We start from the raw sequence: 24552 nt of genomic DNA on the forward strand, positions 1-24552 counted from the left end.
CGGAACTGCCGCCACGCCGCGTCCGAGATGGCACGGGCCAGCGTGCGATTCTTGACCATGTTCCGTACGGTCAGGTCCTCGATCACGATCGTTTGATTGTCACGAACGAGCCGAGTACTCAGCTTGTGCAGGTGATCCCGGCGCCGGTCGGCGATCCGGGCATGGACGCGGGCGACCTTGACCCGGGCCTTCGCCCGATTCGCGGAACCCTTCTCCTTGCGGGACAACGCCCGCTGCGCGCGGGCCAGCCGTGCCCGGTCGGCGCGCTCGTGCCGCGGGTTGGGGATCTTCTCCCCGGTGGAGAGGGTGAGCAGGCTGTCCAGCCCGGCGTCGACCCCGACCGCAGCAGCCGCTGCCGGGGCGTCGGGGATCAGATCTTGGCAGAGCAGGGACACGTACCAGCGTCCGGCCGCGTCCTGCGACACGGTCACGGTGGACGGAGCCGCGCCCTCGGGCAGGGGCCGCGACCACACGATGTCCAGCGGTTGGGCCATCTTCGCCAGGGTGAGCCTGCCGTCGCGGTAGCGGAACACGCTGGTGGTGTACTCCGCCGACTTCCGGGACTTCTTCTTCGACTTGAAGTTCGGGTAGCGGGCGCGGCCGGCGAAGAAGTTCGTGAACCCGGCTTGCAGGTGCCGCAGGGCTTGCTGCAACGGTACGGAGGAGACGTCGTTGAGGAACGCCAGCTCCTCGGTCCGCTTCCACGCGGTCAGCATCGCCGAGGTCGCGTTGTAGCCCACCCGCTCCCGCCGTAACGTCCACGCCTCGGTACGGGCGGCCAATGCCAGGTTGTAGACCTTCCGGACGCACCCGAACGTCCGGGCCAGCTCAGCGGCCTGCGCGCAGGTCGGGTAGCAGCGGTACTTGAACGCCCGCTTCACCGTCCTGAACACGCCTCACATATTGGCCGATCTATTTTGTGAACCTTGCGGTGACACGCCGGCAGACGCCGATCCGCCTTGGCGGCGAATCGGCTGTTCCTGCCCTGCTCCGCAGGGGTTCCGTTTCCTCCCCGGCCTGAAGGCCGGGGTATCCACGGAAGGGATCTGATGACCCGTCAGGACCTCGTCAGGACCCGTCATGACCGAGGCCGGAGGTCACCGTAGACGGTGGCCTCCTTCGCGGTCGCCCTGATGCCGTTCGCGCCCTCGAAGAGGCGCCGGCCCCATGAGGTCAACCGGTCGGGGTCGAAGCCGTCGGCCGCGTCAAGGTACTCGACGCCGCCGCCGTTGCCGCTCCAGGACCAGCCCAGGTACCCGATCCCGCGGGACTGCGCCTCGTTGATGATGGTGTCCTCGTCCACGTCACCGTCGGAGTGCTTCCACCCGAACTCGCCGACCACCAGCGGCAGTCCGGCGCTCTGGAAGGCGTTGTAGTAGTCGGTGACCTTCGCGGCGGAGCCGTACACGCCGTACATGTGGACGGAGAAGACGGTGTTGCGCTGCGGGTCGCTGTTGAACACCGCCGGGGCGTTGCCGCGCATGATCCCCGACCAGTCCTGTCCCCAGTTCGGCCCGTCGACCATGATCATGTGCCGCAGGCCGGCGTCGCGCAGCTTCCTGATCGCCGCGCTCGTCGCGCCGGCCCAGCTCGAGGTGTCGCTGTTGCCGTACGGCTCGTTGCCGATGTTGACGACGACAAAGCTCTCCTGGCCGGCAAGCACGTCGTGCAGCCCGACCCAGTAGTCGGCGGCCTGGTCCAGCGTGCTGCTGCCGCCGCCGCTGTCGCCGTGCCCGGTGGTGTCGTGGTACTCCAGGACACAGATGAGCCGGTTCTGCTTGCACCTCGAGACGATGTCGGCCACCTCGCCGGCGCCGACGTCGGCCGTCAGCACCACGCGCAGCGAGTTGGCACCCAGCTTCTTGACGTCGGCGAACGACTGGTTCTGGTCCTTGTGCCAGGCGTATCCGTGACTGACGCCGCGCATGACGAAGCTGTTGCCGTTGGCCTCGACGATGTTCCTGCCGCTGACGTGCAGGCCGACCCCGTCCTGCGCGGAGCGTGGCGTCTGTGCCGCCTTGGCCGACCGGGCCGGATGATGTGTGGCGGCGAGCATGAACGCGATCAGTGCGGCGCACACTACGCCCACTTTAACAGCTGCTTTTCTCATGATCTCCTTCGGCAGCGGTCGCCGGCCGCGAAAAAGTGCGCGGGTGACCCCCACGCACTCCGGCTGCGGCTACCTCGTGTTCCCGCATGACCCGCCGGGCGGGCTCGCCGCTTCAGCCCGCGGCTGGCTGGAACCTACCATCCCGGGTGCGGCCGCCACGGCCACGCATCGGCTTCCCCGGCGCCTCGCCGGGCCGTCGGCCCGGCCGCGATCGGGACCGTGCGCATCGCCATCAGGACGACCGTCCGGTGGCCGGTGAGGCTCAGCAGTCGAGCTCCTGCCCGTCCTGCGCGATCTCCACGGGGGTCTCCGCCCCGGTGCCGGCGAACGGGTTGGTGTTGTTGAGGTGGCCGAAGAGCACCCGGGTGCGGCCGTGGCGGCGCAGCGCGGGGATCGCGCCGGTGATCGGCAGGTGGCCCATCTGGCGCGGGGTCCTGGACAGGCCGGCCTGCCGGGCCGGCTCGTCCTCGGTGGCGAACGTGCCGTCGAGCAGGGCGGCGTCGGCGCCGTCGAGGAACTCGTCGAAGGTGTCCGACCACTCGGGCAGGCAGGTGGCGTAGACGAACGCGCGCCCCGTCCGGTCGTCGCTGACGCGCAGGGCGCAGACCCAGTCGTCGCCGGCGCGCTCATCGGCGGCGCACTGGTCGGCGTAGCGCGGCACCTTGGCCCCGATCGCCGCGGCGCGGACGGTCAGCCCGCCCTCCAGCGGCACCGGCTCGCCGATGGGCAGCGCGTGCACCCGCAGCTCGGTGTACCGGCGCAGCACCGGGACGATCGGCAGCGCGGTCCGCAGCGCGCCGAGTACGGTGCCGGTCGCGTAGAGGGTCAGGGCGCCCGCCTCGCGGAGGCTGAGCAGGCCGGCGGTGTGGTCGATCTCGGCGGTGGTGAGCAGCACGCCGCGGATCGGGGTGTCCCGCGGGCCGGGTCCCGGCCGGAGGGGCTCGGCGGCGAGCAGCTGGGCGCGGATGTCGGGCGAGGCGTTGAGGAGGTACCACGCCGTGCCGTCGCCGGTGACCGCGACGCTGTCCTGGGTGCGGTGCGTGCCGCTCGCCCGCGCCGCCGAGCAGCCGGCGCAGGCACAGTTCCACTGTGGAACGCCGCCGCCGGCCGCGCTGCCGAGGATGCGGATCCTCACCGCGCCCTCCGCGGGATCGCCGCCGGGCGGCTTTCGCCGGTGGTGGCGGCGACGACCGTGTCGTGGTGCGGGGACCAGCGGCAGGCCGGGTCGGTCGCCGACGCGTCGCCGGTGAGCTGGAACGCCTGGCAGCGGCAGCCGCCGAAGTCGATGTCACGCAGGGCGCAGTCGCGGCACGGTTGGGGCATCCATGCGGTACCGCGGAAGGCGTTGAACAGCGGCGAGTCCTGCCAGATGCCGGCCAGCGGAGCGGTGCGGACCGACGGCACCTCGAGGCCCGGCAGCTGCCCGGCGGCGAGGCACGGCAGCGCGTCGCCGTTGGGTGTCACGACGAGTTGCCGGGCGCCCCAGCCTTGCATGCACGGCTTCGGCGTGCCGGTGTGGTAGTCGGGCCGCACGTACACGATCTCGACCCGCTCGCCGTGGCGGCGGTGCACCTCAGCGGCCGCCTCGGCCGCGGCGTCCACCTGGGCCCTGGTCGGCATGAGCGCCGCCCGGTTGCGCAGCCCCCAGCCGTAGAACTGCGTGTGGGCGAGCTCCAGCCGGTCGGCGCCGAGCGCCACCGCCAGCTCGGCGATCTCCTCCAGCCTGGCCACGTTGCCGGCGTGCAGGACCACGTTGACCGTCAACGGGATCCCTGACGCGCGGATCAGCCCGGCCGCGGCGAGCTTGCGGTCGTGGAACCGGCCGCCGGCGACCCGGTCCGCCTCCGCCTGCCGGGCGTCCTGGATCGACAGCTGCAGGTGGTCCAGGCCCGCCGCCAGCAGCGCCGCCAGGCGGTCGGCGTCGAGCGGGATGCCGCTGGTGACGAGGTTGGTGTACATGCCGAGCCGGCTCGCGTGCCCGACGAGCTCCGGCAGATCGCGGCGCAGCAGCGGCTCGCCGCCGGAGAGGTGCACCTGCAGGACGCCCGCGGCGCGCGCCTGATCCAGCACGTCGCACCACTGCGCCGTGCCGAGTTCGTCGCGGTACGCCGCGAGCTCCACCGGATTCGAGCAGTACGCACACTGCAGCGGGCACCGGTACGTGAGCTCGGCGAGCAGCCCGGTCGGCCGCGGATGCGCACCCGTCCAGCGGGTCGCCCCGGCCGCGCCGCCCGCCCGCGCACCGGCGTGCGGTGCAGTGGGTCCGGCGGTGCGGCCGTCGGTCAGCAGCCTCCTGTCACTCAGGTCGGCCAGCAGCCGCTCGACATCGCCGACGTCGACGTCCGCGTAGTCCTGCGCGAGCAGCTCGACGATGCCGGCCAGGTCGCGCCGGCCGTCGCACGCCCGCACCACGTCCGCCGCGACCGGGTCGAGCAGCAGCACGCCCTCCGGGTACAGCAGCGCATGCCCGGCCCGCACCGGGTCCCACTCGAGGCGGACGCCGCGGGCGAGCCCGGGCCGGCGGTTCGTGAGGCTGGTCATGTCGTCCGAGCGTATCGGCGCTGTCGCCGGGGGCCACCGGAATCCGCTACTCGAAGCAGGCCGGCCCGGCCGGCTTGACGGGGACGCGGACGGTCCGTCTCACCCGCGCCGGAGTAACCCGGGAATCGCCCGCAGCGCCGGCGGTTCGGTGCGCTCCGCCGGTTTCGGCGCCGCCCCACCGGGAACGCGGCGGCGTGAGGAAATGGCTTCTGGCCACGGGCCTGTCCGCGGCCGTCGTCGCGCTGCACGCCGGCCCGGCGCTGACGGCGCTGGCACCGGTCCGCCGGCAACTGCGGGCGCTCAGCGGCGTCGGCCGGCCGGGCACGGTCGCGCTCACCCTGGACGACGGTCCGGATCCCGGCTCCACGCCGGCCTTCCTGCGATCGCTCGCGCGGCTGCGCGTGCCCGCGACCTTCTTCGTGCTCGGCGGCATGGCCGCGAAGGCGCCCGACCTGCTGCGGCGCATCCGCGACGACGGGCACGAGATCGGCGTGCACGGCTGGACGCACCGCGATCACCTGCGCATGAGACCCGGCCTCGTCCACGACGAACTGGCCCGGACGGCCGATCTGCTCCTGGACACCTGCGGGGTCCCGCCCATCTGGTTCCGCCCTCCGTACGGCATCCTCTCCGCGGGAAGCCTGCTCGCCGCCGCCCGGCTCGGCCTGCGCCCGGTGCTGTGGAGCGCGTGGGGTCGCGACTGGGAGGCCGGCGCCACCCCGGACACGGTGCTCACCCACCTCCGCTCCGGAGGCATCCGCGGCGGCGCCACCCTGCTGCTGCACGACAGCGACTGCGCGGCGGCCCCCGGTGCCTGGCGGTCGGCCCTCGGCGCGCTGACGGCGATCGCCGGCGACTGCGAGCGGCAGGGTCTGCGCCTCGCCCGGATCAGCGACCACCTCCCGTGACGGCCGGCGGCCGTGCGAAGCAGATGTCGGACGGGCCTGCGACGAGGTGCCGCCAGGCCGTTACGAGCGCACGATCCGGGGTAGCGCGCCGCTATGGTGACGACGGAGTCGACGGCGACGGCCGGTGGGGGCGTACGCCCGGAAAAGCGCGCCGGCGACGAGAACTTCCCGGTGGCCATGCGGATCCTTCCCAGAACCACCCGCCGGCACCTGCACGCGCTGTACCGCTACGCCCGGTTCGTCGACGACCTGGGCGACGAGCCGCTCCCGGGAGTGACGGCGGCCGACCGCACGGCGCGGCTCGACGCCTTCGAAGCGCAGGTCCACCGGCTGTACGACGGGCACCGGATCGAGCACCCGGTGCTGTGCGCGCTCGCCCCCACGGTGGTCGCGTGCCGGCTTCCCGCCGGGCCGCTGCTGCGCCTGATCGAGGCGAACCGCGTCGACCAGGTCGTCACCGGCTACACCACCTTCGAGGAGCTCGTGGGGTACTGCTCGCTGTCGGCCGATCCCGTCGGTGAGCTCGTCCTGCACGTGTTCGGCCAGGCCGACCCGGCGCGGATCGCGCTGTCGGACCGCATCTGCACCGCGCTGCAGATCGTCGAACACCTCCAGGACGTCGCCGAGGACCACCGCCGCGGCCGCGTCTACCTGCCCGGGGCCGACCTCGACCGGTTCGGTGTGCGCGACGGCGACCTGGCCGCGGCGAGGGCGAGCGGCGCGCTGCGCGCACTCGTCCGCTTCGAGGCCGGCCGCGCGAGGGCCCGCCTGGACGCCGGGGCACCGCTGCTCGCGGCGCTGCACGGCTGGGCGCGCGCGGCGGTCGCCGGGTATCTGGCCGGTGGGTATGCGACGCTGAGGGCGCTGGAGCGCAGCCGGTACGACCCGCTGCCCGGTCCGCCGCGGCCCCGCAGGCGGGACGTCGCGACGTCCTGGCTGGCCGCGATGGTCAGGAGCGTCGGGTGAGCGCTGCCACCACCGTCGACGCGGCGTACCGGCGGTGCGAGGAGATCACCCGGCGTGAGGCGCGCAACTTCTCCTACGGCATCCGGCTGCTGCCGAAGGAGAAACGGCGCGCGCTGTCGGCGGTGTACGCCACCGCTCGCCGCATCGACGACATCGGCGACGGTGACCTGCCCCCCGACGAGAAGCTGGCCCGGCTCGGCCAGATCCGCGAGTCGCTGCGCCGGCTGCCGGACACGGCCCCCGACGACGCGGTGCTGCTGGCGTTGCACGACGCCGCGGGGCGGCTGCCCATCCCGCTGGAGGCGTTCGAGGAGCTGATCGACGGCTGCGCCGCCGACGTCCGTGGCACAACCTATGCCACGTTCGACGACCTGCTGTGGTACTGCCGCTGCGTGGCCGGCTCGGTCGGGCGCCTGTCGCTCGGCGTGTTCGGCACCGGCGCGCCGGGGCTGGCCGCCGACCGGGCCGATGCGCTGGGCATCGCGCTGCAGATGACCAACATCCTGCGCGATCTGCGGGAGGATCGCGGCAACGGGCGGGTGTACCTGCCCAAGGACGATCTGGACCGGTTCGGCTGCAACCTGGAGCTCGACGGCGACGGCTTCGCCGACCCGCCGGACCGCTTCGTCGCCCTCGTGCGCTTCGAGGCCGAGCGTGCCGAGCAGTGGTACGAGACCGGCCTGCGGCTGCTGCCGATGCTGGATGCGCGCAGCGCCGCGTGCACCGCCGCCATGGCCGGCATCTACCACCGGCTGCTGGGCCGCATCGTGCGCGACCCGATGGCCGTCACGCGGACACGGCTCTCGCTGCCGCCCCGGGAGAAGGCGACGGTCGCCGTGCGCGCGCTCGTCAGGCGGGCGGCGTGACGCCGAGCCCACCGGCGCTGAGCGCCGGCTACGACGTGTGCGTCGTCGGCGGTGGGCTCGCCGGCATCGCCGCCGCGATCCGCCTCGCCGACGCCGGGGCTCGGGTCACGCTGCTCGAACGGCGCAGCGAACTCGGCGGGGCGACGTACTCGTTCGAGCACGGCGACCTCGTCGTGGACACCGGGCAGCACGTGTTCCTGCGCTGCTACGAGCACTACCGGGCCCTGCTCGACCGCCTCGGCACCGGCGGCCTGACGCAGCTGCAACAGCGCTTCTCGGTGCCGGTACTGCGGCCCCGGCACCGGCCGCACGTACTCGCGCGGGCGCGCCGGCTGCCCGCCCCGGCGCACCTGCTTCCGGCGCTGGCGAGGTATCCGCTGCTGAGCGTTCGCGAGCGGCTGCGCGCGATCGGCGCGGCCAACGCACTGCGCGGCGTGGACCCCGACGACCCGGGCAACGACCGGCGCGCCTTCGGTGACTGGCTCGCCGCGCACGGCCAGGGCCCGCGGGCCGTGCGGCGGCTGTGGGATCTGATCACCGTCGCCGCGTTGAACACCCCGGCGGAGCGCGCCTCGCTCGCCCTCGCCGCGCGGGTCTTCCGGACCGGGCTGCTGGAGCGGGCCGACGCCGGTGACATCGGGCGCCCGCTGGTACCGCTGTCCGATCTGCACGGCCGTGCCGCCCTCCGGCTGCTGACGCGGCTCGGCGTGCAGGTGGTCACCGGGAGCAGGGTCGAGCGCGTCGAGCCGGACACCTCCGGATACCGGGTCGCGATCGGCGGCGCCGGCGGTCGCTCGGCCCGGGAGGAACTCGCCGCCGACGCGGTCGTCCTGGCCGCTGCGCATCCGGCCGCCGCGCGGCTGGTGCCGGCCGCGGCATGCGACGACCGGGACAGCTGGCACCTGCTGGGCAGCGCCCCGATCGTCAATGTGCACCTGCGATACGACTCGGCCGTCACCCGGCTGCCGTTCGCCGTGGCGGTCGACTCCCCCGCACAGTGGATCTTCGACCGCACCCCGCCTTCCATCGGCGACGGGCAGTACCTGGTGGGCTCGATCTCCGCCGCGGACGACGCCATCGCCCTTCCCGCCAGGCAACTGGTCCGCACGCACGCCAACGCCATCGCCGAGCTGTTCCCCGCGGCGCGGTCCGCGACGCTGCTGGAGGCCTTCGTCACCCGCGAGCCGCATGCCACGTTCCGGCAGGCTCCCGGTACCCGCACGCTGCGACCCGGTGCGGCGACACGCCTGCCCGGCCTCGTACTGGCCGGGGCGTGGACCGACACGGGATGGCCGGACACGATGGAGGGCGCTGTCCGCAGCGGTCACCGCGCCGCCGACGTCGTGCTCGCCCACCTGCGAGGTCTGCCGGCATCCCCGACCCGAAAGCTGGAGGGCACACGATGACCATCGCACCCGTCGCCTGCCTCGATCAGGTGCCCACGCTCGTCGAGCCCCGGATCCGAGACCTCCTCGGCCGCCTCGATCCCCGCAACCGCCGGGTCGCCGCCTACCACCTGGGCTACTGCGACGCCGACGGCGCACCGACCGCCGCCGGGGGCAAGGGCATCCGTCCGGCCCTGGCCCTGCTCTCGGCCCGCGCCGCCGGGCAACCGCCCGAACGGGGTGTCGCCGCCGCCGTCGCCGTCGAGCTCGCCCACAACTTCTCGTTGCTGCACGACGACGTCATGGACCAGGACACGCTGCGCCGGCACCGCCCGACCGCCTGGGCGGTCTTCGGCCCGCCCGCCGCGATCCTGGCCGGCGACGCCCTGATGGTCCTGGCCCATGACGCACTCGCCGGCGAAGCCCACGACGCACTCGGCGACGAAGCCCACGACGCGTTCGCGGGCGTTGCCCGGCCGGGCGGCGCCGAGGCGATCCGGCGATTGGACACGGACGTACACCGGCTCATCGCCGGGCAGGCCGCCGACCTGGAGTTCGAACGCCGCGACGACGTCAGTCTCGACGAGTGCCTGGCGATGAGCGCCGACAAGACCGCGGCGCTGATGTCCTGCGCCTGCGCGCTGGGAGCGCTGCTGTGCGGCGCCCCCGCGGCCGTGACCCGCGGCCTGTCGCGCTTCGGCGACCACCTCGGGATGAGCTTCCAGCTCGTCGACGACCTGCTCGGCATCTGGGGCGAGCCCGGGCGCACCGGCAAGCCGGTGGGCTCCGATCTGCGGGCACGCAAGAAGTCCGTGCCGATCGTGCACGCGCTCACCTCCGGCACCGCCGCCGGCGAGGCGTTGCGGGCGCTGTACGCGTCCGCGCGCGAACTGGACGAGGCCGACCTCGTGCTCGCCGGCCGGCTCCTGGAGGAGTCCGGTTCACGGGACTGGGCCCAGACCGCGGCCGATCGTCATCTGACCCGGGCACTCGACGAGCTCGCCGCGCTCGAACTGCCCGCGGGCGTGCACGACGACCTGGTGGACCTCGCCCGCCTCGTGACCGGACGTGATCACTGATGACGCAACTGCTCGCGCACGCGGCCGACGCCGACGGGATCCTCGACCGGGCCCGGGCCGGCCTGGATCGGGCGACGGCACGGCTGCTCGATCTGCAGGACGGCGCCGGCTGGTGGAAGGGCGAGCTGGAGACCAACGTGACGATGGAGGCCGAGGACCTGCTGCTGCGCCGGTTCCTCGGCATCAGCGACGAGCGGTTGACCGCGCAGACCGCCCGCTGGATCCGCTCGCGGCAGCGCGACGACGGCACCTGGGCGACGTACCACGACGGGCCGGGCGACCTGTCCACCACCATCGAGGCGTACGCGGCCCTGCGCCTGGCCGGCGACGCCCCCGACGCGCCGCACATGGCGGCGGCCGCCGGGTTCGTCCGCGACCGCGGCGGCATCGAGCGCAGCCGGGTGTTCACCCGGATCTGGCTCGCGCTGTTCGGCGAGTGGCCGTGGCAGCGCCTGCCCGCGATCCCGCCCGAGCTCGTGCTGCTGCCCGCCTGGATGCCGTTCAACGTGTACGACTTCGCGTGCTGGGCCAGGCAGACCATCGTGCCGCTGGCGGTCGTGCGGGCGACGCGGCCCGTGCGGTCGCTGGGTTTCTCGCTGTCCGAGCTGCGCACGGGACTGCGCCCGCCGCCACCGCCGCCGCTGTCGCGCCGTGCCGGCTGGCTGCACCGTCTCGACCTGGCCGCGCGCGGCTACGAACGCGTCGCCGCCCGCTCGCTGCGCCGCCACGCGCTGCGCCGCGCCGCCGAGTGGATCGTGGCCCGGCAGGAGGCCGACGGTTCGTGGGGCGGCATCCAGCCGCCGTGGGTGTACTCGCTCATGGCCCTGCACCTGCTCGGGTATCCCCTCACGCATCCGGTGCTGCGGGCGGGGCTCGACGGGCTGGAGCGCTTCACCGTCCGCGAGGAGACGCCCGACGGCACGATCCGCCGGCTGGAGGCGTGCCAGTCACCGGTATGGGACACCGCGCTCGCGGTCACGGCGCTGGCCGACGCCGGGTTGCCGGCCGACGATCCCGCGCTCGCACGCGCCGGAGACTGGCTGGTCGGTCAGGAGATCACCGCTCGTGGCGACTGGGCCGTCCGCCGCTCGGGCGTCCCGGCGGGCGGGTGGGCGTTCGAGTTCGACAACGACGGCTACCCCGACACCGACGACACCGCCGAGGTGATCCTCGCGTTGCGGCGCACCCCGCTGCGGCACGACCCCTCGGTGCACCGGGCCACCCGCTGGCTGATCGGCATGCAGTCCCGCGACGGCGGCTGGGGCGCCTTCGACGCCGACAACGACCGCACGCTCGTCGCCGACCTGCCGTTCTGCGACTTCGGCGAGGTCATCGACCCGCCCAGCGCCGACGTCACCGCGCACATCGTGGAGGCGCTGTGCGCCCAGGGCCTGACGGACTCGGCCGCCACCAGCCGGGGCGTGCGATGGCTGTTGCGGGCGCAGGAGCCGGACGGATCCTGGTTCGGCCGGTGGGGCGCCAACCACGTGTACGGCACCGGCTGCGTCCTGCCCGCCCTGGTCGCCGCCGGCGTCCCGGCGGACCACCCGATGATCCGCCGCGCCGTGAACTGGCTCCTGCGCCACCAGAACGGCGACGGCGGCTGGGGCGAGGACATGCGGTCCTACGACGACGCGGCGCAGCGCGGGCGCGGGGCCTCGACCGCGTCGCAGACCGCCTGGGCCCTGCTCGCGCTGCACGCCGCCGGTGAGCATCGAACGCCGGCAACACGCAAGGCGCTGGCGTGGCTGGTCCGCACGCAACGCCCGGACGGCGGCTGGGACGAGCCGCACTACACCGGCACCGGCTTCCCGGGCGACTTCTACATCAACTATCACCTGTACCGGCTGGTGTTCCCGATCAGCGCCCTCGGCCGCATTCTGCGCGACACCGCGCGGGAGGACCGATGAGCACGCCGGCACCGCAACGAGCGGAGGAGGACTGGGTGCTCTGCGCACCGATGCGCATGGAGGCGGCGGCGCTGCGTCGCGCCGTGCGAGCAGGCAGGCACGGATCGGCCGGCGCCGTCCTGCACACCGGCGCCGGGCGCCGCCGGTCCGAGCGCGCCGCCGGATCGGCCGTCGTGACGAACGCCGGCGCGCTCGCCGTGGCCGGCATCGGCGGCGGGCTGGACGCGGCCCTGAAACCCGGCGACGTCGTCGTGGCCACCGAGGTCCGCGCCGACCCGTGGGTCGCCGACCCCCGGCCCGCGACGACCACACTCCCCGCGGCCGCCATGCTCGAGGGCGCGCTGCGCCGTCAGGGGCTCACCGTCCGGACCGGCCCGGTGGTCAGCACCGAGCGGCTGGCCCACGGGGCGACGCGTGACCGCCTCGCCGCCACCGGCGCCCTGACCGTGGACCTGGAGTCGGCCTGGCTGCTGAGCGGCAGTGCCAGCACGGCCGGACGGCCCGCCGCCTGCGTACGGGTCGTCGCCGACACCGGTCCGCTCTTCCAGCCGGGCACCCTGGCGCAGATGCGCACGGCGCTGGCGGCCCTGCCGGCCGTGGCGGCCGGGCTGCGCGAGTGGGCGGCCGCCACCACGGTGCGCCGTGTCGTCCTCGCCGCTCCCCGCTCGTTCTGCGCCGGGGTGGAGCGCGCCATCCTCGTCGTCGAGCGCGCCCTCGAGCTGCACGGCCCGCCGGTGTACGTCCGCAAGCAGATCGTGCACAACACGCACGTGGTCGCCGACCTGTCCGCGCGGGGTGCGGTCTTCGTCGACGGCGTCGAGGACATCCCGGAAGGGGCGGTGGCCGTGTTCTCCGCCCACGGCGTCTCCCCCGCGGTCCGGTCGGCCGCCACCGAGCGGCGGCTGTCCACAATAGACGCCACCTGCCCGCTCGTCACGAAGGTGCACGCCGAGGCCCGCCGGTTCGCCGAGCACGGCGACACCGTCCTGCTCATCGGGCACGCCGGCCACGAGGAGACCGACGGCGTCCTCGGCGAGGCGCCCGGCCGGATCCGGCTCGTCCAGGACGTCCGGGAGGCCGAACGGGTGCGGGTCGACGACCCGCGGCGGGTGTCCTACCTGGTCCAGACGACCCTGGCCGTGGACGATGTCAGCGACATCCTCGCGGTGCTGCGGGACCGGTTCCCCGAGCTGGCCGCCCCGCCGTCGGACGACATCTGCTATGCCACGACCAACCGGCAGCGCGCGGTGTACGAGGTGGCGGCCGCCTGCGACGCGATGATCGTCGTCGGCTCCGCCAACTCGTCGAACTCCCGCCGCCTGGTCGAGGTCGCCGAACGGGCCGGGACGCCCGCGTACCTCGTCGACGGCGCGGCCGGCATCGACCTGCGCTGGCTTGCCGGCGCCCGCACGGTCGGCGTGTCCGCGGGCGCCTCGGCACCGCCCGTCCTCGTCGACGAGGTGGTCGGCGCTCTGTGCGGGCTCGGTGCGCGCACGGTCGAGGAGCACACCGCCGTGAGCGAGGACGTCCGATTCATGCTGCCTAAGGAGGTACGACCATGAGCATCCCTCTGCGGCAACGACTGCGGATAGGCCGGTACCTGATCGAGCAGAAGGTGCGCCGCCGCGAGAAGTTTCCGTTGCTGGTCGAACTGGAGCCGCTGTTCGCCTGCAACCTCAAGTGCGCCGGCTGCGGCAAGATCGAGCACCCGGCCGACGTCCTCAAGCGTCGGATGCCCGTCGAGCAGGCGCTCGCCGCGATCGACGAGTGCGGCGCGCCGATGGTCTCCATCGCCGGCGGCGAGCCGCTCATGCACCCGCAGATCGACACCCTCGCCGCCGAACTGGTGAAGCGCAAGAAGTACGTGTTCCTGTGCACCAACGCCGTGCTGCTGCCGAAGAAGATCGACAAGTTCCGGCCGTCGCGGTTCCTCACGTTCACCGTCCACATCGACGGCCTCCGGGAGCGTCACGACGCGTCGGTGTGCAAGGAGGGCGTGTTCGACGAGGCCGTGGCCGCCGTGCGCGACGCGCAACGGCGCGGCTTCCGCGTCAGCACCAACACGACGTTCTTCAACACCGACACGCCGCAGACCGTCATCGACGTCCTCGACCACCTCAACGACGAGCTCCGGGTCGACGAGATGATGATCTCCCCGGCGTACGCCTACGAGAAGGCCCCGGACCAGGAGCACTTCCTCGGCGTCGAACAGACCCGCGAGCTGTTCCGCAAGGCCTTCGCCGACGGCCGGCGGCAGCGCTGGCGCCTCAGCCACTCCCCCCTGTTCCTCGACTTCCTCGAGGGCAGGATCGACTTCCCGTGCACGGCCTGGGCCGTGCCGTCGTACTCGCTGTTCGGCTGGCAGCGCCCCTGCTACCTGATGTCCGACGGATACGTCAGCACCTACCGGGAGCTGGTGGAGACCACCGACTGGGAGCGCTACGGCCGCGGCCGCGACCCACGATGCGCCAACTGCATGGCCCACTGCGGCTACGAGCCCACGGCCGTGCTGGCGACGATGGCGTCGCTGAAGGAGTCGCTGCGGGCGTTGCGCGCCGGATAGCGTCAGCCGAACCGGGCGGCCAGCCGCCGGTACAGTCCCGGGGCCACCCCGCGGACCGCGACCGGCAGTCGCAGCCAGCCGGGCGTGTAGCGCTCGGCGGCACCGGCCGCGATCGTCTCGACCAGCAGGTCCGCGACCCGGTCCACGCCCAGCGGCCGGGGGCTGCTGCGCTCGTACGGCCGCCCCCGGCGCTGGAAGAACTCGGTCTGGACGACGCCGGGCACGAACACACCGACCCGCACCCGCGAACCGCGCACCTCCAGCCGCAGGCTCTCGGCGAAACCGTCGAGGCCGGCCTTCGTCGCCGCGTAGACCGCCTCGCCGGCCACGCCGAGCCGACCGGCGATCGACGTCACGAACAGCACATACCCGTCCCGGCGGGCGCACATCGCCGGCAGCAGCGCCCTGGTGAGCCGCATCGGGGCGACCAGATTGACCGCGACCAGCCGCTCGATGTCGGCCGGCGCCATCTCCCCGAACGACCCGGCCCAGCCCACCCCGGCGTTGTTGACGACGATGTCCACGCCGCCGACGAGCCGCTCGACCTCCGCCACCAGGCGGCTCACCTCGTCCGGCTCGGCAAGATCGCCCGCCACCGCACACCCGCCGGTGCGCTCGGCCAGCTCCGACAGCCGCTGGTGGTCCCGCCCGTGCAGGACCAGCCGAGCACCCGCGTCGGCCAGCCGGAGCGCGGTGGCCCGGCCGATGCCGGACGAGGCGCCGGTGATCAGCGCAACCCGGTCCGCGATCCGCATCGGCACCCCCATCCCGGCGGACTGCGCCACCCCCGCGATCGCAGGTTACAACGACGCCAACTGCGGTAGAGCACTTTGCGTGTCCATTGCCGATGTTGACGATGTTGAGCAAGGCGGCGCCGACCAGCGCCGCCGCGTCGTGGTGATCTCAGCCAGCGTCGGTGCCGGGCACGACGGCACGACCCGCGAACTGGCGGCCCGGCTGCGCGGCCGCGGCTTGCGGGTCGACTGCCTGGACGTCACCGACGTCTTCCCGTGGCGGACCGGACGGTTGCTGCGCGGCACGTACCGTGGCATGCTGCTGCGGCTGCCGTGGATCTACGACGCGCTGTTCGCGATCAGCTGCCGGTTCCGGGGCGCGGGTCCGGCCACCCGCGCCCTGTTGCGCCCGGTGCGGCCACGGATGCGCCGGGCCCTGCCCGCCGACACGAGCGCCGTCGTGTCGACCTACCCGATCGCCAGCCAACTGCTCGGCCCGCTGCGCCGCGACGGGCACCTCGGCGCGCCGGTGATCACCTACCTGACCGACTTCGCCGTCCACCCGACCTGGGTCGCCCCCGGCATCGACCTGCACTGCGCGGCGCACGCCACCAGCGGGGCCCAGGCCGTCGCCTACGGCGCCGCCGACGTCCGGGTGGCCGGGCGGCTGGTGTCCGCCCGGTGCCGGCCCGCCTCGGCGGCGGCGAAGCGGGAGGCGCGCGAACGCTTCGGCCTGCCGCCGCACGACCGGCTGGCGCTGCTCGTCGCCGGCGCGTGGGGCGTCGGCGAGGTGGGCGCGGCGGCGGCCGAGATCGCGGCCACGGGCATGGCAACGCCGGTCACGGTCTGCGGGCGGAACCGGGCGCTGTACCGCCGGCTCCGCCGCCGCGGCGTCGGCCATGTCTTCGGCTGGGTGCCGGACATGCCGGAGCTGCTGCAGGCCGCCGACGTTCTCGTGGAGAACGGCGGCGGGCTCACCGCGCTGGAGGCCATGGCGTGCGGGCTTCCCGTCCTCACGTACCGGCCGATACCCGGGCACGGCAAGGCCAGCGCGGCCACCATGGCCGAGGCCGGGGTGGCGACCCTGGTCCGCAGCCGCGCCGAGCTCGGACCGGCACTGGCCGAACTCCTCGACGGGGAGCGGGGCCGGCGCCAGCGCGACGCCGGCCTGGCGCTGTTCGGCTCCGATCCGGCGGCGGTGATCGCGGACGTCGCCGCGGGTGAGCGGGCGTCGTCCGCCTCGACGGGCACGACGAGCCGTCGCTGACGTCCGGCGAGCCGGTCGAGGGTCACGAATCATGAATGTTGCCGCGGTGCTCGCGGGAGTCGGGGCTGCCGCGGCCTTCGCCGTCGCATCCGCGCTCGAGCAGCGCGCGGCCGCGCGGGAGCAGCGCACGTCGCCGCTCGATCCCCGGCTGCTCATCCGGCTGATGCGCCGGCCCATGTGGCTGCTGGGCTGGATTCCCGAGGCCGTCGGTACCGCCCTGCAGGCGGTAGCGCTGCACTTCGGACCGCTCGTCCTGGTCGAGCCGCTGCTGGTGAGCGGCCTGTTCCTGGCCATACCGCTGGCGGCCGCCCTCAACCGGCGCCGCGTCCACGGACGGGACTTCGCCGTGGTGGCGCTCGGCGGGGCCGGCCTGGCCGCGTTCCTGCTCGCCGCCCAGCCCCGCGCCGGCATCGACCAACCGTCGGTCGAGGGCTGGCTGAGTGTCGCGCTCTGGGCCGGGCCGGTGCTGGCGGCGTGCCTGATCGCCGGATGGTGCGCCAGGAACGGCACCCGCGCCGCGCTGCTGGGCGTCGCGACCGGGCTGCTGTACGGCATCGCCGCCTCGCTGCTCAAGGCGTTGACCGCACAGATCGCGGTGGACCCGCTCGCGGTGTTCACCCGCGGGGAGGTCTATGCGCTCGTCGTCGTCGGGCTCGGCGCGGTGATCCTCAACCAGGACGCCTTCCAGAGCTCACGGATCGCCGTTCCGCTCACCGCGATCACCATTCTCGACCCGGCTGCCAGCGTCGCGATCGGGGTCACGGCGTTCCACGAGAGCATCTCCACCGACGGGCCGCGGCTCGCGGTCGAACTGGCCGCCGCGATCGCCATGGTCGGTGGGATCTGGTTCGCCAGCACGACCCATTCGGACGCCCGACAGGCGCGGCCGCGAGCGGTACCCACGGCTTGACGACACCGTGCCGAACGGATGCGAGCCGACAACCCGGCCGCCGGGAGCAGCCGTGCAATGTTTGCACAGTGCAACAAGGGGTAGGGTCGAAGTGTCGGGGGCCAGGCCGGTAGACCGGTAGAAAGGATCACGGATCGTGAACCCGTCGGTCCGCGAACGGCGAGCAGGCGCGGCCACGACCGGGCCCGGGTGCCGATGCGGCGACCCCGGGTGCGGTGCCGCGTTCGCCGAGATGCGGCTTGCGGACACCACACGGCGAACCGCCCTGCGCAATCGCCTCGTCGAGCGGCACCTGAGGCTCGCCGAGAAGGTCGCCGCACGGTACTGCCACGATCCGCGCGCCCAGGACATCCGCCAGGTCGCGGCACTCGCCCTCGTCGAGGCCGCCGGACGGTTCGACCCCGGGCGTGGCGTGCCGTTCTCCGCGTACGCCACCCACACCCTCACGGGGGCGCTGAAGCGCTACATCCGGGACAACCGCTGGGCACTGCACACACCCCGGCACCACGGCGAAGTCCTCGCCCGGGTGGCCGACGCCCGCGACCGGCTGACACAGCACCTGGGCCGCGATCCCACCGCCGCCGAGACGGCCACCGCGACGCGGTGCCGCGAATCCGACGTGACCAGCAGCCTGCGGGTGCTGTACGAGCAGCACATGCTGTCGCTCGACGGGCCCGCCGGCCCCGACGACGGCACCTCGCTCGCCGACACCCTCGCCGACGACACCGACGAGACCGCCACGATCGACGATCGCGAAGCGCTCCACACGCAACTGCGCCGCCTGCCCCGACGGGAGCTGCGGGTCGTCGTCCTGCGTTTCTACGGCAACCGCACGTATGCGGAGATCGGCGAAGAGGTCGGCCGCTCGGCCACCCAGGTGTCCCGGCTGCTGCGCACCGCGCTCGACCGGCTGCGTGCCGCGCTGGACGGCCCCGCCACACCGCCGCGCCAGGTGCCGCGCCGGAGGCACCGCCCCGCACCCGCGTCGGCTCCTCGCCCGGCTCCCATCCGGCCGGCCGGTACGGCGCGGCACGGTACGGCACGGCACGCCGCGCCACCGGCACGCAACGGCGGCCGGGTCTTCGGGGGCGGAGGTCGCCCTCCGGCCGCGAAGACCCGGAGGCGCCGATCGAGACCTCCGGCTCGGGGGCCACCGTCCGGCCCGGACGGCATTCGTGTTTCCGGCGGTTCTGTGTTTTCGACGGTTCGTGGGCACCGTCGTCGAGGGAGCACACCCCAGAATTGGGGTCAGCGCCGCACGTCAGTGGCGCCCACCCGCGGGCAGGCGCCACGGAATTCCGCCGCGCTCACCGCTGATGCGCCAATGTCTGCCTGCCGCCCGTCGGGCCGGTCGACAACAGCATCCCTACGGCGGCGAGGCCGAGCAGGACCGTCACGGCTCCGGTGACCGCATTGGTCCAGACGACGCCGGCGTGCACCTCCCGGGCCACGAACGGCACGATGATGACCCAGGCACCTACGGCCGCCATCGCCCAGCTCAGCCGGTACATCCGCGCCGGCGCCCAGGTGAGGCCGAGCGCGATCACGCCGATCATGATCCCCAGGATCAGGTTGTTGACCGTGACGCTCGGCGCCGTGCCGTTGAAGTGCACGACCCATGGGGAAATGGCCAGCCACGCGCCGGCCAGCAGGACGAGACCGTCGATGACTATCGCCTGGCCGCTGGCGGTCACCCGTTCGAGCCGCTGACGCATCTCGGCGACGTCCGGGTGTTCGGAAATCTCTCTGTAGTCGGATACGTCGGACATGACGCACCTCCTGAACCTCATATGCGTCGTCCCGTACACTGCTCAGCTACCCATCCGACCGCCGGAATGTTCATCGGCCCGCACTTCGGCCGGCTCGGTGCCATGGAGCGGGTGGTTCGGCAAGCCACCCAGGTGACCCTGCGCTGGCTCGACCGTCACCAGCTCAGGCACGCGGGCCGGCCCCGGACCCGCAGTTCGCGATAACGCCGCGCGAGCCGTGCCCGGAATGCGACCGTGAACGCTGTGATGACACGCGAGGTGCAGTTCGGCGACGGGACCGCCGGCGTCGTGTCGCTCGACGCGCCCGTCCTGCGGCACCCGGCCAACCCGATCCTGACCGCGCACCGGGTCAACGAGGTGTGGCGGGAGCCGCACCTGCGGGTGACGACGGTGCACAACGCCGGGGCAGTGGCGCTGGCGGATCGGACCGTGCTGCTGTTCCGGTCGCACCTGCGCTGCGGCATCAGCGTCCTCGGCCTGGCCACGAGCGAGGACGGCGTCTCCGGCTGGGCGGTCCGTCCGCGGCCGGTGCTGTCCCCGGCCACCAAGGGTGACCAGTACGCCGCCGGCCTGGACTGGCAGGACATCGCGGAGGTCGAGTCCGGCGGTGTCGAGGACGCCCGGATCAACCCCGTCGGGGACACGTTCGCCGTCACCTACAGCGCCTACCACGCCGGGATCCGCAACCGCGTGCGCGTGTCGCTCGCGCTGACCGACGACTTCACCACGTTCACCCGGCACGGGCCGATCCTCGACCGCGACATGCGCAACGTGGTGCTGTTCCCGGAGCCGATCGGCGGGCGGTACGTCGGCCTGTTCCGGCCCAACGACGTCGGCCCCGGCGACACGGGCGGCACGTACACCCAGATCCGCATCGGCTACGCGGAGGACTTCCGCACCGGGCCGTGGGAGATCGCCGACAAGCCGATCATGCGGACCGGCGCGGGCCCGAGCGCCTTCTCCGACAAGATCGGGCCGGGCGCACCGCCGGTGCGCACCCGGCACGGCTGGCTCAACGTGTTCCACGGCGTGCGCACGACGATGGACGGCAACCCGTACGTGCTCGGCGTGGCGCTGCACGACCTCGACGATCCCCGCCGGGTGCGCATGTCCAGCATCCCGGTGCTGTTCCCGTCGCGGGCCGACTGCCGCGTCGCCGACACCGACTACGTGCACGTGCCCAACGTCGTCTTCTCCTGCGGCCTGGTGCGCCGCGCCGACGGCACGATCGTCGTCTACTACGCCGGCAACGACACCGTCATGAACGTCGCCGTCACGCACGAGGACGTGCTCGCGGAGTTGTGCGACCGCTACGGCCAGGACCCGCTGACCGGCCGGCTGCTGTACGACCTGTAGCGGCGCCGGCCACCTGCGCCGTCACTCCCTTCCCGGTTTGCGGGCGTCGTCGCGGGTAGGCAACGGGGCCGGACCGGTGAGAGGAGCTGCGATGCCCGGTGCGGATCTCGTGCTCGAGGGTGGCGGCGTGAAGGGCATCGCCCTGGTCGGGGCGATCAGCGTCCTCGAGGAGCGCGGATACGAGTTCAAGCGCGTGGCGGGCACCTCGGCGGGCGCGATCGTCGGCTCGCTCGTCGCCGCCGGCATCCCCGCGACGACGCTGACCCAGATCATGCGGAAGGTGGACTACCGCGCCTTCCAGGACGCCGACTGGGCCGAGCGGTTCACGGTCGGCAAGGCCTTCGGCCTGGTGTTCGACCAGGGGATCTTCCACGGCAACTACCTGCGTGCGTGGCTGGCGGAGCAGCTCAACGCCGCCGGCGTGCGCACGTTCGGCGACCTGCGATATTCCGACCCCGATCGGCCGCTCCCGCCCGAACGCCGGTACCGGCTCGTGGTCATGGCCTCCGACATCAGCCAGGGCTGCCTGCGCCGGCTGCCCTGGGACCTCGGGCACTACCGCCGGGAACGGGCCCGGGACGACGAGTTCATCGTCGACGCGGTCCGCGCCTCCATGTCGATCCCGTTCTTCTACACGCCGGTGCACTGGGAATCCGCCGACGGGCAGGACTCGTGGCTCGTCGACGGCGGCATGCTGTCGAACTACCCCATCGACGTCTTCGACGCCGAACCCGGCCGGCGACCGCGCTGGCCGACGCTGGGGATCAAGCTGTCCGCCCGCCCGGATGCCGCCCAGGGCATCGTCAACCCGATCACCGGGATCGCGAGCATGAGCATCGCCATGCTCAAGACGCTCACCGGGTTCTACGACCGCATGCACATCGACAGCCAGGACGCGGTGGAGCGCACCATCTTCGTCGACACCGGCCACGTCCGGGCCACCGACTTCGAGCTCGACGCGGAGAGCCAGAACATGCTGTTCCAGAACGGGCGCAGGGCGGCCCAGGAGTTCCTCGACGGCACCGGCGACCGCCCGGCCTGGGACTTCGACGCCTACGTCGCCAGGCACCGGTCGGTGCCGAGCCGGGTACGGTAGCCGGGACGGTCAGCGGGGTGGCATGCGAAGGGCGCCGTCGAGGCGGATGACCTCGCCGTTGAGGTAGTCGTTGGCGATGATGGACAGCACGAGACCGGCGTACTCCTCCGGGTCGCCGAGGCGGCTCGGGAACGGCACGCCGGCGGCGAGGCCCCTGCGGTACTCCTCCGAAACCGTCTGCATCATCGGTGTCAGCATGATGCCGGGTGCGATCGTCATGACCCGGATGCCGTGCTGGGCCAGGTCGCGGGCGGCGGGCAGGGTGAGGCCGACGATGCCGCCCTTCGAGGAGGCGTACGCGGCCTGGCCGACCTGCCCCTCGTAGGCGGCGACGGAGGCGGTGTTCACGATCACGCCGCGCTGGCCGCGGGCGTCCGGGGACCCTTCCGCGATGCGTTCGGCGGCCAGCGCCATGACGTTGAAGGTGCCGATCAGGTTGACCTGGACGACCCTGGCGTACCGCTCGAGGTCGTGGACGCCCCGCTTGCCGAGGATGCGTTCCGAGGGCGCGATCCCGGCGCAGTTCACGACGACTCGCAGCGGGTCGGCGCCGCCCGCCGCGCGCGCGACCGCGTCGCGGACCGCGGCGGGGTCGGTCACGTCGACGCCGACGTACTCCACCCCGGCCTGCGTGCCGTGCACGGCGTCGATGGCGGGCTCGAGGTCGAAGCCGTACACGGTCGCTCCGCGGCCGGCCAGCGCGGCGGCCGTGGCCGCGCCGAGGCCGGAGGCGGCGCCGGTGACGATCGCGGCGGTCCGGGCGAGTTCCATCCCTACTTGCTCCTTCGCGCTCATGCCGCCCGCTCGTAGAGGACGACCGGGTTGCCGGCCGGGTCGGTGACCAGCGTCCGCCGCTCGTGCGGCCCCACCACCGGTTCTCCCGCGGTGGCGCCCGCCGCGGCCAGCCGCGCGACGCAGGCGTCCAGGTCGTCGACCTGGATGCTGAGCACGGTCCGGCCCGGGACGGGCTGCTGCGACTCGTCGGCGAGGCCGATGGTCACCGCGCCGTCGGTGAGGGCGGCGTACCGGTCGCCGTCGCGGAACTTCGTCGTCAGCCCGAGGGCGGCGTAGAAGCCGATCTGGGCGTCCAGGTCGCCGGCGGGGACGATCACGTGTCCGATCCTCATGCGCGGAACCTCGGCATGACCTCGCGCGCGAACCGCTCGACGATCTCGATCGACCGCTCGATCGGCAGCCCGAGCCACTGGGCGCGGAAGACGAAGTGGTTGTAGCCGGCGGCGGCGAAGTCGCGGATCTTCGCGGCGATGTCGTCGGGCGAGCCGAAGAACAGCGCCTTCTCCTTGATGCCGTCCCACTGCGACTCGAAGTAGTCCATGCCGTACTGGACGTACTCGCCGTAGGAGCGGCGCACCGGCTCGCCGGCCAGCGCGTAGGCAGCGTCGAACGAGTCCGCGACGCACAGGTCGCGGTGGATCGGGAAGACCGCGCCCTCCTCGCCGAACCCGGCCGCCCTGCGGTGGTCGCGGTAGTCGGCGAGGTTGCCGACGGCCCAGTTGCGGCGGACGTTCGACGGGGCCAGCCACGGCAGGCCCTGCCGGGCGATCCGGGCGATGCCGATCGGGCCGTTGGCGCCGACCCACACCGGCGGATGCGGCCGCTGGACGGGCAGCACGCTGCACCGCACGCCGTCGAGCTCGAAGTGCCTGCCCTTGTGGGTGACCGTCTCGCCGGTCCACAGCCGCCGCATCACCTCGAGGGCCTCGTTCATCCGGGACACCCGGGTCCGCCGGTCGATGCCGAACGACGCGAACTCGACGTCGCGGTAGCCCGAGCCGATCCCGAGGACGAACCGGCCGCCGGACATCTGGTCGATCGTCGCGATCTCCTCGGCCCAGTGCACCGGGTGACCCAGCGGCAGGATGAGGATGCCCGTGCCCAGCCGCATGGTGCCGGAGTGGTCGATGAGCCGGCTCAGCAGCGGCAGCGGCTGCGGCGTGCTCAGCGACGACAGGTAGTGGTGGATGCCGAACACCGAGTCGTAGCCGAGGTCGCGGATGTGCTGGACGTACTCGACGGTCTCGCCGGTCCGCCGCCGCAGGTCGTCGCCGGGCTCGTACTGGTGGTCGAGCAGGATGCCGAACTTCACCGGTACGCCTACTCCTCGCGCGAACGGGTGTCGCTGAGCCGGAAGTAGGGCGCGACCAGCCGGTCGCGGTCGGCCAGCGCCTGGCGGACGCCCTTCTCGCGGCGCTCCTTGAGGAAGTTCCAGTCTCCCTCGTCGAAGCTGACGTTGGTGGCCCAGCCGTGCCCGACCCAGCCGGTCATCGCCCCCAGGCCCTTGCCGCGGGCCTCCATGATGAACTGCATCATCGACTTGCCCATCATCAGCGAGTCCAGCGGCATGACCGCGATCGCGTCGGCGTAGTCGTCGACCCACCGCTGCAGCTCGTGGCGCTCGACGACCTTGGTGACCAGGCCCTTGCGCTCGCCCTCCTCGGCGCCGATGGCCCGCATGGTGAGCATGACGTCCTTCATCGTCGTCAGGCCCACCTTCTCGATCCAGTGGTACATGTCCTGCGGGGCGGGGCCGAGGTATCGGAACGCCGGGTGGGTGAACCTGGCGTCGGGGGTGGCGATGACGATGTCGGCGGACAGCGCGATCTGGAAGTGCCCGCCGTAGCAGTATCCCTGGACCTGGCAGATGGTCGCCTTGAGCGACTCGATGATCGGGCGGGTGAAGCCGGAGCTCAGCACGTTGCGGTCGGGCAGGATGCGCTGCCGCTGCGCGGGCCGGCGCCGCGACGCCTTGTCCGTGCCGGCCTTGTAGCCGATGTAGTGGCCGAGCTCCGAGGCGTCGGCGCCGGTGCCGAAGTGCTCGCCCTCCCCCTTGAACACGATGACCTTGACCCGGTCGTCGGCCTCGGCCTCACGGACCAGGTCGCCGACCCGTTCGAACGCGGCCACCGGGACGGCGTTGAGCCGCTCGGGCCGGTCGAAGGTGATGGTGGCGACGGCCCGCTGCTCGTCGACGTCGTACCGCACGTACTTCGCGAGGACCTCGGGGTCGACCTCCATGTTCTCGACGTCCCACTGGTTCTCCAGCAGCTCGGCTTCGGTCTTCTTCACGGCGA

The 24552-nt window shown here is 73.1% G+C and carries 23 protein-coding genes and 1 pseudogene; 14 read left to right on the plus strand and 10 right to left on the minus strand.

What is annotated here, in order from left to right; all coding sequences use genetic code 11:
* The 4 genes from ACGFI8_RS35960 to pqqE all read right to left on the minus strand — a co-directional run.
* A partial coding sequence (locus ACGFI8_RS35960; protein ID WP_392811466.1) for an RNA-guided endonuclease InsQ/TnpB family protein occupies positions 1 to 893 on the minus strand: 893 nt, incomplete at its 3' end.
* A gap of 185 nt (positions 894 to 1078) precedes the next feature.
* The gene (locus ACGFI8_RS35965; protein ID WP_392811468.1) at positions 1079 to 2080 is read right to left on the minus strand and encodes a cellulase family glycosylhydrolase; all 1002 of its coding nucleotides are present in this window, start codon (positions 2078 to 2080) and stop codon (positions 1079 to 1081) included.
* A 292-nt stretch (positions 2081 to 2372) separates the two neighbouring features.
* Complete coding sequence (gene pqqB / locus ACGFI8_RS35970; protein WP_392811470.1) at positions 2373 to 3245, minus strand: pyrroloquinoline quinone biosynthesis protein PqqB; 873 nt, start codon at positions 3243 to 3245, stop codon at positions 2373 to 2375.
* Complete coding sequence (gene pqqE, locus ACGFI8_RS35975) at positions 3242 to 4651, minus strand: pyrroloquinoline quinone biosynthesis protein PqqE (RefSeq protein WP_392811472.1); 1410 nt, start codon at positions 4649 to 4651, stop codon at positions 3242 to 3244. Before pqqE ends, pqqB begins: the two co-directional genes overlap by 4 nt.
* A 194-nt stretch (positions 4652 to 4845) precedes the next feature.
* Between pqqE and ACGFI8_RS35980 the strand changes: the two genes are divergently transcribed.
* From ACGFI8_RS35980 to hpnH, 9 genes and pseudogenes are all read left to right on the plus strand, one after another.
* Entirely contained in the window at positions 4846 to 5559 is a 714-nt protein-coding gene (locus ACGFI8_RS35980) for a polysaccharide deacetylase family protein (RefSeq protein ID WP_392811473.1), read from the plus strand.
* 93 nt (positions 5560 to 5652) lie between these two features.
* Positions 5653 to 6525 (plus strand): squalene synthase HpnC, encoded by an 873-nt coding sequence (hpnC, locus tag ACGFI8_RS35985; RefSeq protein WP_392811475.1) that lies wholly within the window; start codon positions 5653 to 5655, stop codon positions 6523 to 6525.
* Positions 6522 to 7391: a presqualene diphosphate synthase HpnD gene (gene hpnD / locus ACGFI8_RS35990; RefSeq protein ID WP_392811477.1), complete on the plus strand. Its 870-nt coding sequence runs from the start codon at positions 6522 to 6524 to the stop codon at positions 7389 to 7391. The genes hpnC and hpnD overlap by 4 nt, the downstream gene beginning before the upstream one ends.
* Complete coding sequence (gene hpnE / locus ACGFI8_RS35995; RefSeq protein ID WP_392811478.1) at positions 7388 to 8797, plus strand: hydroxysqualene dehydroxylase HpnE; 1410 nt, start codon at positions 7388 to 7390, stop codon at positions 8795 to 8797. Before hpnD ends, hpnE begins: the two co-directional genes overlap by 4 nt.
* Positions 8794 to 9855 carry a polyprenyl synthetase family protein gene (locus tag ACGFI8_RS36000; protein ID WP_392811480.1) on the plus strand — a complete coding sequence of 354 codons (1062 nt, stop codon included), beginning with the start codon at positions 8794 to 8796 and terminating at the stop codon, positions 9853 to 9855. The genes hpnE and ACGFI8_RS36000 overlap by 4 nt, the downstream gene beginning before the upstream one ends.
* Positions 9855 to 11765 carry a squalene--hopene cyclase gene (gene shc, locus ACGFI8_RS36005; RefSeq protein WP_392811482.1) on the plus strand — a complete coding sequence of 637 codons (1911 nt, stop codon included), beginning with the start codon at positions 9855 to 9857 and terminating at the stop codon, positions 11763 to 11765. The genes ACGFI8_RS36000 and shc overlap by 1 nt, the downstream gene beginning before the upstream one ends.
* A gap of 56 nt (positions 11766 to 11821) precedes the next feature.
* A pseudogene (locus ACGFI8_RS36010) lies at positions 11822 to 12286 on the plus strand (hypothetical protein); the annotation flags it as partial.
* An 87-nt stretch (positions 12287 to 12373) separates the two neighbouring features.
* Positions 12374 to 13327 carry a 4-hydroxy-3-methylbut-2-enyl diphosphate reductase gene (locus ACGFI8_RS36015; protein WP_392811660.1) on the plus strand — a complete coding sequence of 318 codons (954 nt, stop codon included), beginning with the start codon at positions 12374 to 12376 and terminating at the stop codon, positions 13325 to 13327.
* Positions 13324 to 14328, plus strand: coding sequence for an adenosyl-hopene transferase HpnH (gene hpnH / locus ACGFI8_RS36020; protein WP_392811484.1), 1005 nt, complete (start codon positions 13324 to 13326; stop codon positions 14326 to 14328). The genes ACGFI8_RS36015 and hpnH overlap by 4 nt, the downstream gene beginning before the upstream one ends.
* Before the next feature lie 2 nt (positions 14329 to 14330).
* On the opposite strand, the gene ACGFI8_RS36025 is transcribed toward hpnH, so the two are convergent.
* Positions 14331 to 15113 (minus strand): SDR family NAD(P)-dependent oxidoreductase, encoded by a 783-nt coding sequence (locus ACGFI8_RS36025; protein ID WP_392811486.1) that lies wholly within the window; start codon positions 15111 to 15113, stop codon positions 14331 to 14333.
* 49 nt (positions 15114 to 15162) lie between these two features.
* On the opposite strand from ACGFI8_RS36025, the gene ACGFI8_RS36030 reads away from it, so the two are divergent.
* The 3 genes from ACGFI8_RS36030 to ACGFI8_RS36040 all read left to right on the plus strand — a co-directional run bounded on the left by ACGFI8_RS36030 (position 15163) and on the right by ACGFI8_RS36040 (position 18647).
* A complete protein-coding gene (locus ACGFI8_RS36030) occupies positions 15163 to 16329 on the plus strand; it encodes a glycosyltransferase (RefSeq protein WP_392811488.1) in 1167 nt (388 codons plus the stop codon).
* A 31-nt stretch (positions 16330 to 16360) separates the two neighbouring features.
* Positions 16361 to 17239 (plus strand): DMT family transporter, encoded by an 879-nt coding sequence (locus tag ACGFI8_RS36035; protein WP_392811490.1) that lies wholly within the window; start codon positions 16361 to 16363, stop codon positions 17237 to 17239.
* A gap of 232 nt (positions 17240 to 17471) precedes the next feature.
* A complete protein-coding gene (locus tag ACGFI8_RS36040; RefSeq protein ID WP_392811491.1) occupies positions 17472 to 18647 on the plus strand; it encodes a sigma-70 family RNA polymerase sigma factor in 1176 nt (391 codons plus the stop codon).
* On the opposite strand, the gene ACGFI8_RS36045 is transcribed toward ACGFI8_RS36040, so the two are convergent.
* Positions 18547 to 19008: an SPW repeat protein gene (locus ACGFI8_RS36045; protein WP_392811493.1), complete on the minus strand. Its 462-nt coding sequence runs from the start codon at positions 19006 to 19008 to the stop codon at positions 18547 to 18549. The two genes, ACGFI8_RS36040 and ACGFI8_RS36045, sit on opposite strands and share 101 nt — an antisense overlap.
* Before the next feature lie 246 nt (positions 19009 to 19254).
* Here ACGFI8_RS36045 and ACGFI8_RS36050 point away from each other — a divergent pair, with 246 nt between their 5' ends.
* Together ACGFI8_RS36050 and ACGFI8_RS36055 are read left to right on the plus strand one after the other, a co-directional pair.
* A complete protein-coding gene (locus ACGFI8_RS36050; protein ID WP_392811662.1) occupies positions 19255 to 20364 on the plus strand; it encodes a hypothetical protein in 1110 nt (369 codons plus the stop codon).
* Between the two features lie 91 nt (positions 20365 to 20455).
* Complete coding sequence (locus ACGFI8_RS36055) at positions 20456 to 21460, plus strand: patatin-like phospholipase family protein (RefSeq protein WP_392811494.1); 1005 nt, start codon at positions 20456 to 20458, stop codon at positions 21458 to 21460.
* A gap of 9 nt (positions 21461 to 21469) precedes the next feature.
* On the opposite strand, the gene ACGFI8_RS36060 is transcribed toward ACGFI8_RS36055, so the two are convergent.
* From ACGFI8_RS36060 to ACGFI8_RS36075, 4 genes are read right to left on the minus strand one after another with little or no spacing between them, the layout of a single operon-like run.
* Positions 21470 to 22231 (minus strand): SDR family NAD(P)-dependent oxidoreductase, encoded by a 762-nt coding sequence (locus ACGFI8_RS36060; protein ID WP_392811495.1) that lies wholly within the window; start codon positions 22229 to 22231, stop codon positions 21470 to 21472.
* A gap of 20 nt (positions 22232 to 22251) precedes the next feature.
* Complete coding sequence (locus tag ACGFI8_RS36065; protein ID WP_392811498.1) at positions 22252 to 22587, minus strand: VOC family protein; 336 nt, start codon at positions 22585 to 22587, stop codon at positions 22252 to 22254.
* A complete protein-coding gene (locus tag ACGFI8_RS36070; RefSeq protein ID WP_392811499.1) occupies positions 22584 to 23567 on the minus strand; it encodes an LLM class flavin-dependent oxidoreductase in 984 nt (327 codons plus the stop codon). The genes ACGFI8_RS36065 and ACGFI8_RS36070 overlap by 4 nt, the downstream gene beginning before the upstream one ends.
* A gap of 8 nt (positions 23568 to 23575) precedes the next feature.
* A complete protein-coding gene (locus ACGFI8_RS36075; protein WP_392811500.1) occupies positions 23576 to 24547 on the minus strand; it encodes an enoyl-CoA hydratase/isomerase family protein in 972 nt (323 codons plus the stop codon).
* Between the last annotated feature and the right edge of the window lie 5 nt (positions 24548 to 24552).

Source organism: Dactylosporangium sp. NPDC048998, from assembly GCF_043197855.1.
GTDB lineage: Bacteria > Actinomycetota > Actinomycetes > Mycobacteriales > Micromonosporaceae > Dactylosporangium.

Coding starts and splice junctions, on each gene's coding strand:
- pqqE (WP_392811472.1), bottom strand. CDS start 4,651: ATGACCAGCCTCACGAACCGCCGGCCCGGGCTCGCCCGCGGCGTCCGC.
- hpnC (WP_392811475.1), top strand. CDS start 5,653: ATGGTGACGACGGAGTCGACGGCGACGGCCGGTGGGGGCGTACGCCCG.
- ACGFI8_RS36000 (WP_392811480.1), top strand. CDS start 8,794: ATGACCATCGCACCCGTCGCCTGCCTCGATCAGGTGCCCACGCTCGTC.
- shc (WP_392811482.1), top strand. CDS start 9,855: ATGACGCAACTGCTCGCGCACGCGGCCGACGCCGACGGGATCCTCGAC.
- hpnH (WP_392811484.1), top strand. CDS start 13,324: ATGAGCATCCCTCTGCGGCAACGACTGCGGATAGGCCGGTACCTGATC.
- ACGFI8_RS36035 (WP_392811490.1), top strand. CDS start 16,361: ATGAATGTTGCCGCGGTGCTCGCGGGAGTCGGGGCTGCCGCGGCCTTC.
- ACGFI8_RS36040 (WP_392811491.1), top strand. CDS start 17,472: ATGCGGCTTGCGGACACCACACGGCGAACCGCCCTGCGCAATCGCCTC.
- ACGFI8_RS36045 (WP_392811493.1), bottom strand. CDS start 19,008: ATGTCCGACGTATCCGACTACAGAGAGATTTCCGAACACCCGGACGTC.
- ACGFI8_RS36050 (WP_392811662.1), top strand. CDS start 19,255: ATGACACGCGAGGTGCAGTTCGGCGACGGGACCGCCGGCGTCGTGTCG.
- ACGFI8_RS36055 (WP_392811494.1), top strand. CDS start 20,456: ATGCCCGGTGCGGATCTCGTGCTCGAGGGTGGCGGCGTGAAGGGCATC.
- ACGFI8_RS36060 (WP_392811495.1), bottom strand. CDS start 22,231: ATGGAACTCGCCCGGACCGCCGCGATCGTCACCGGCGCCGCCTCCGGC.
- ACGFI8_RS36065 (WP_392811498.1), bottom strand. CDS start 22,587: ATGAGGATCGGACACGTGATCGTCCCCGCCGGCGACCTGGACGCCCAG.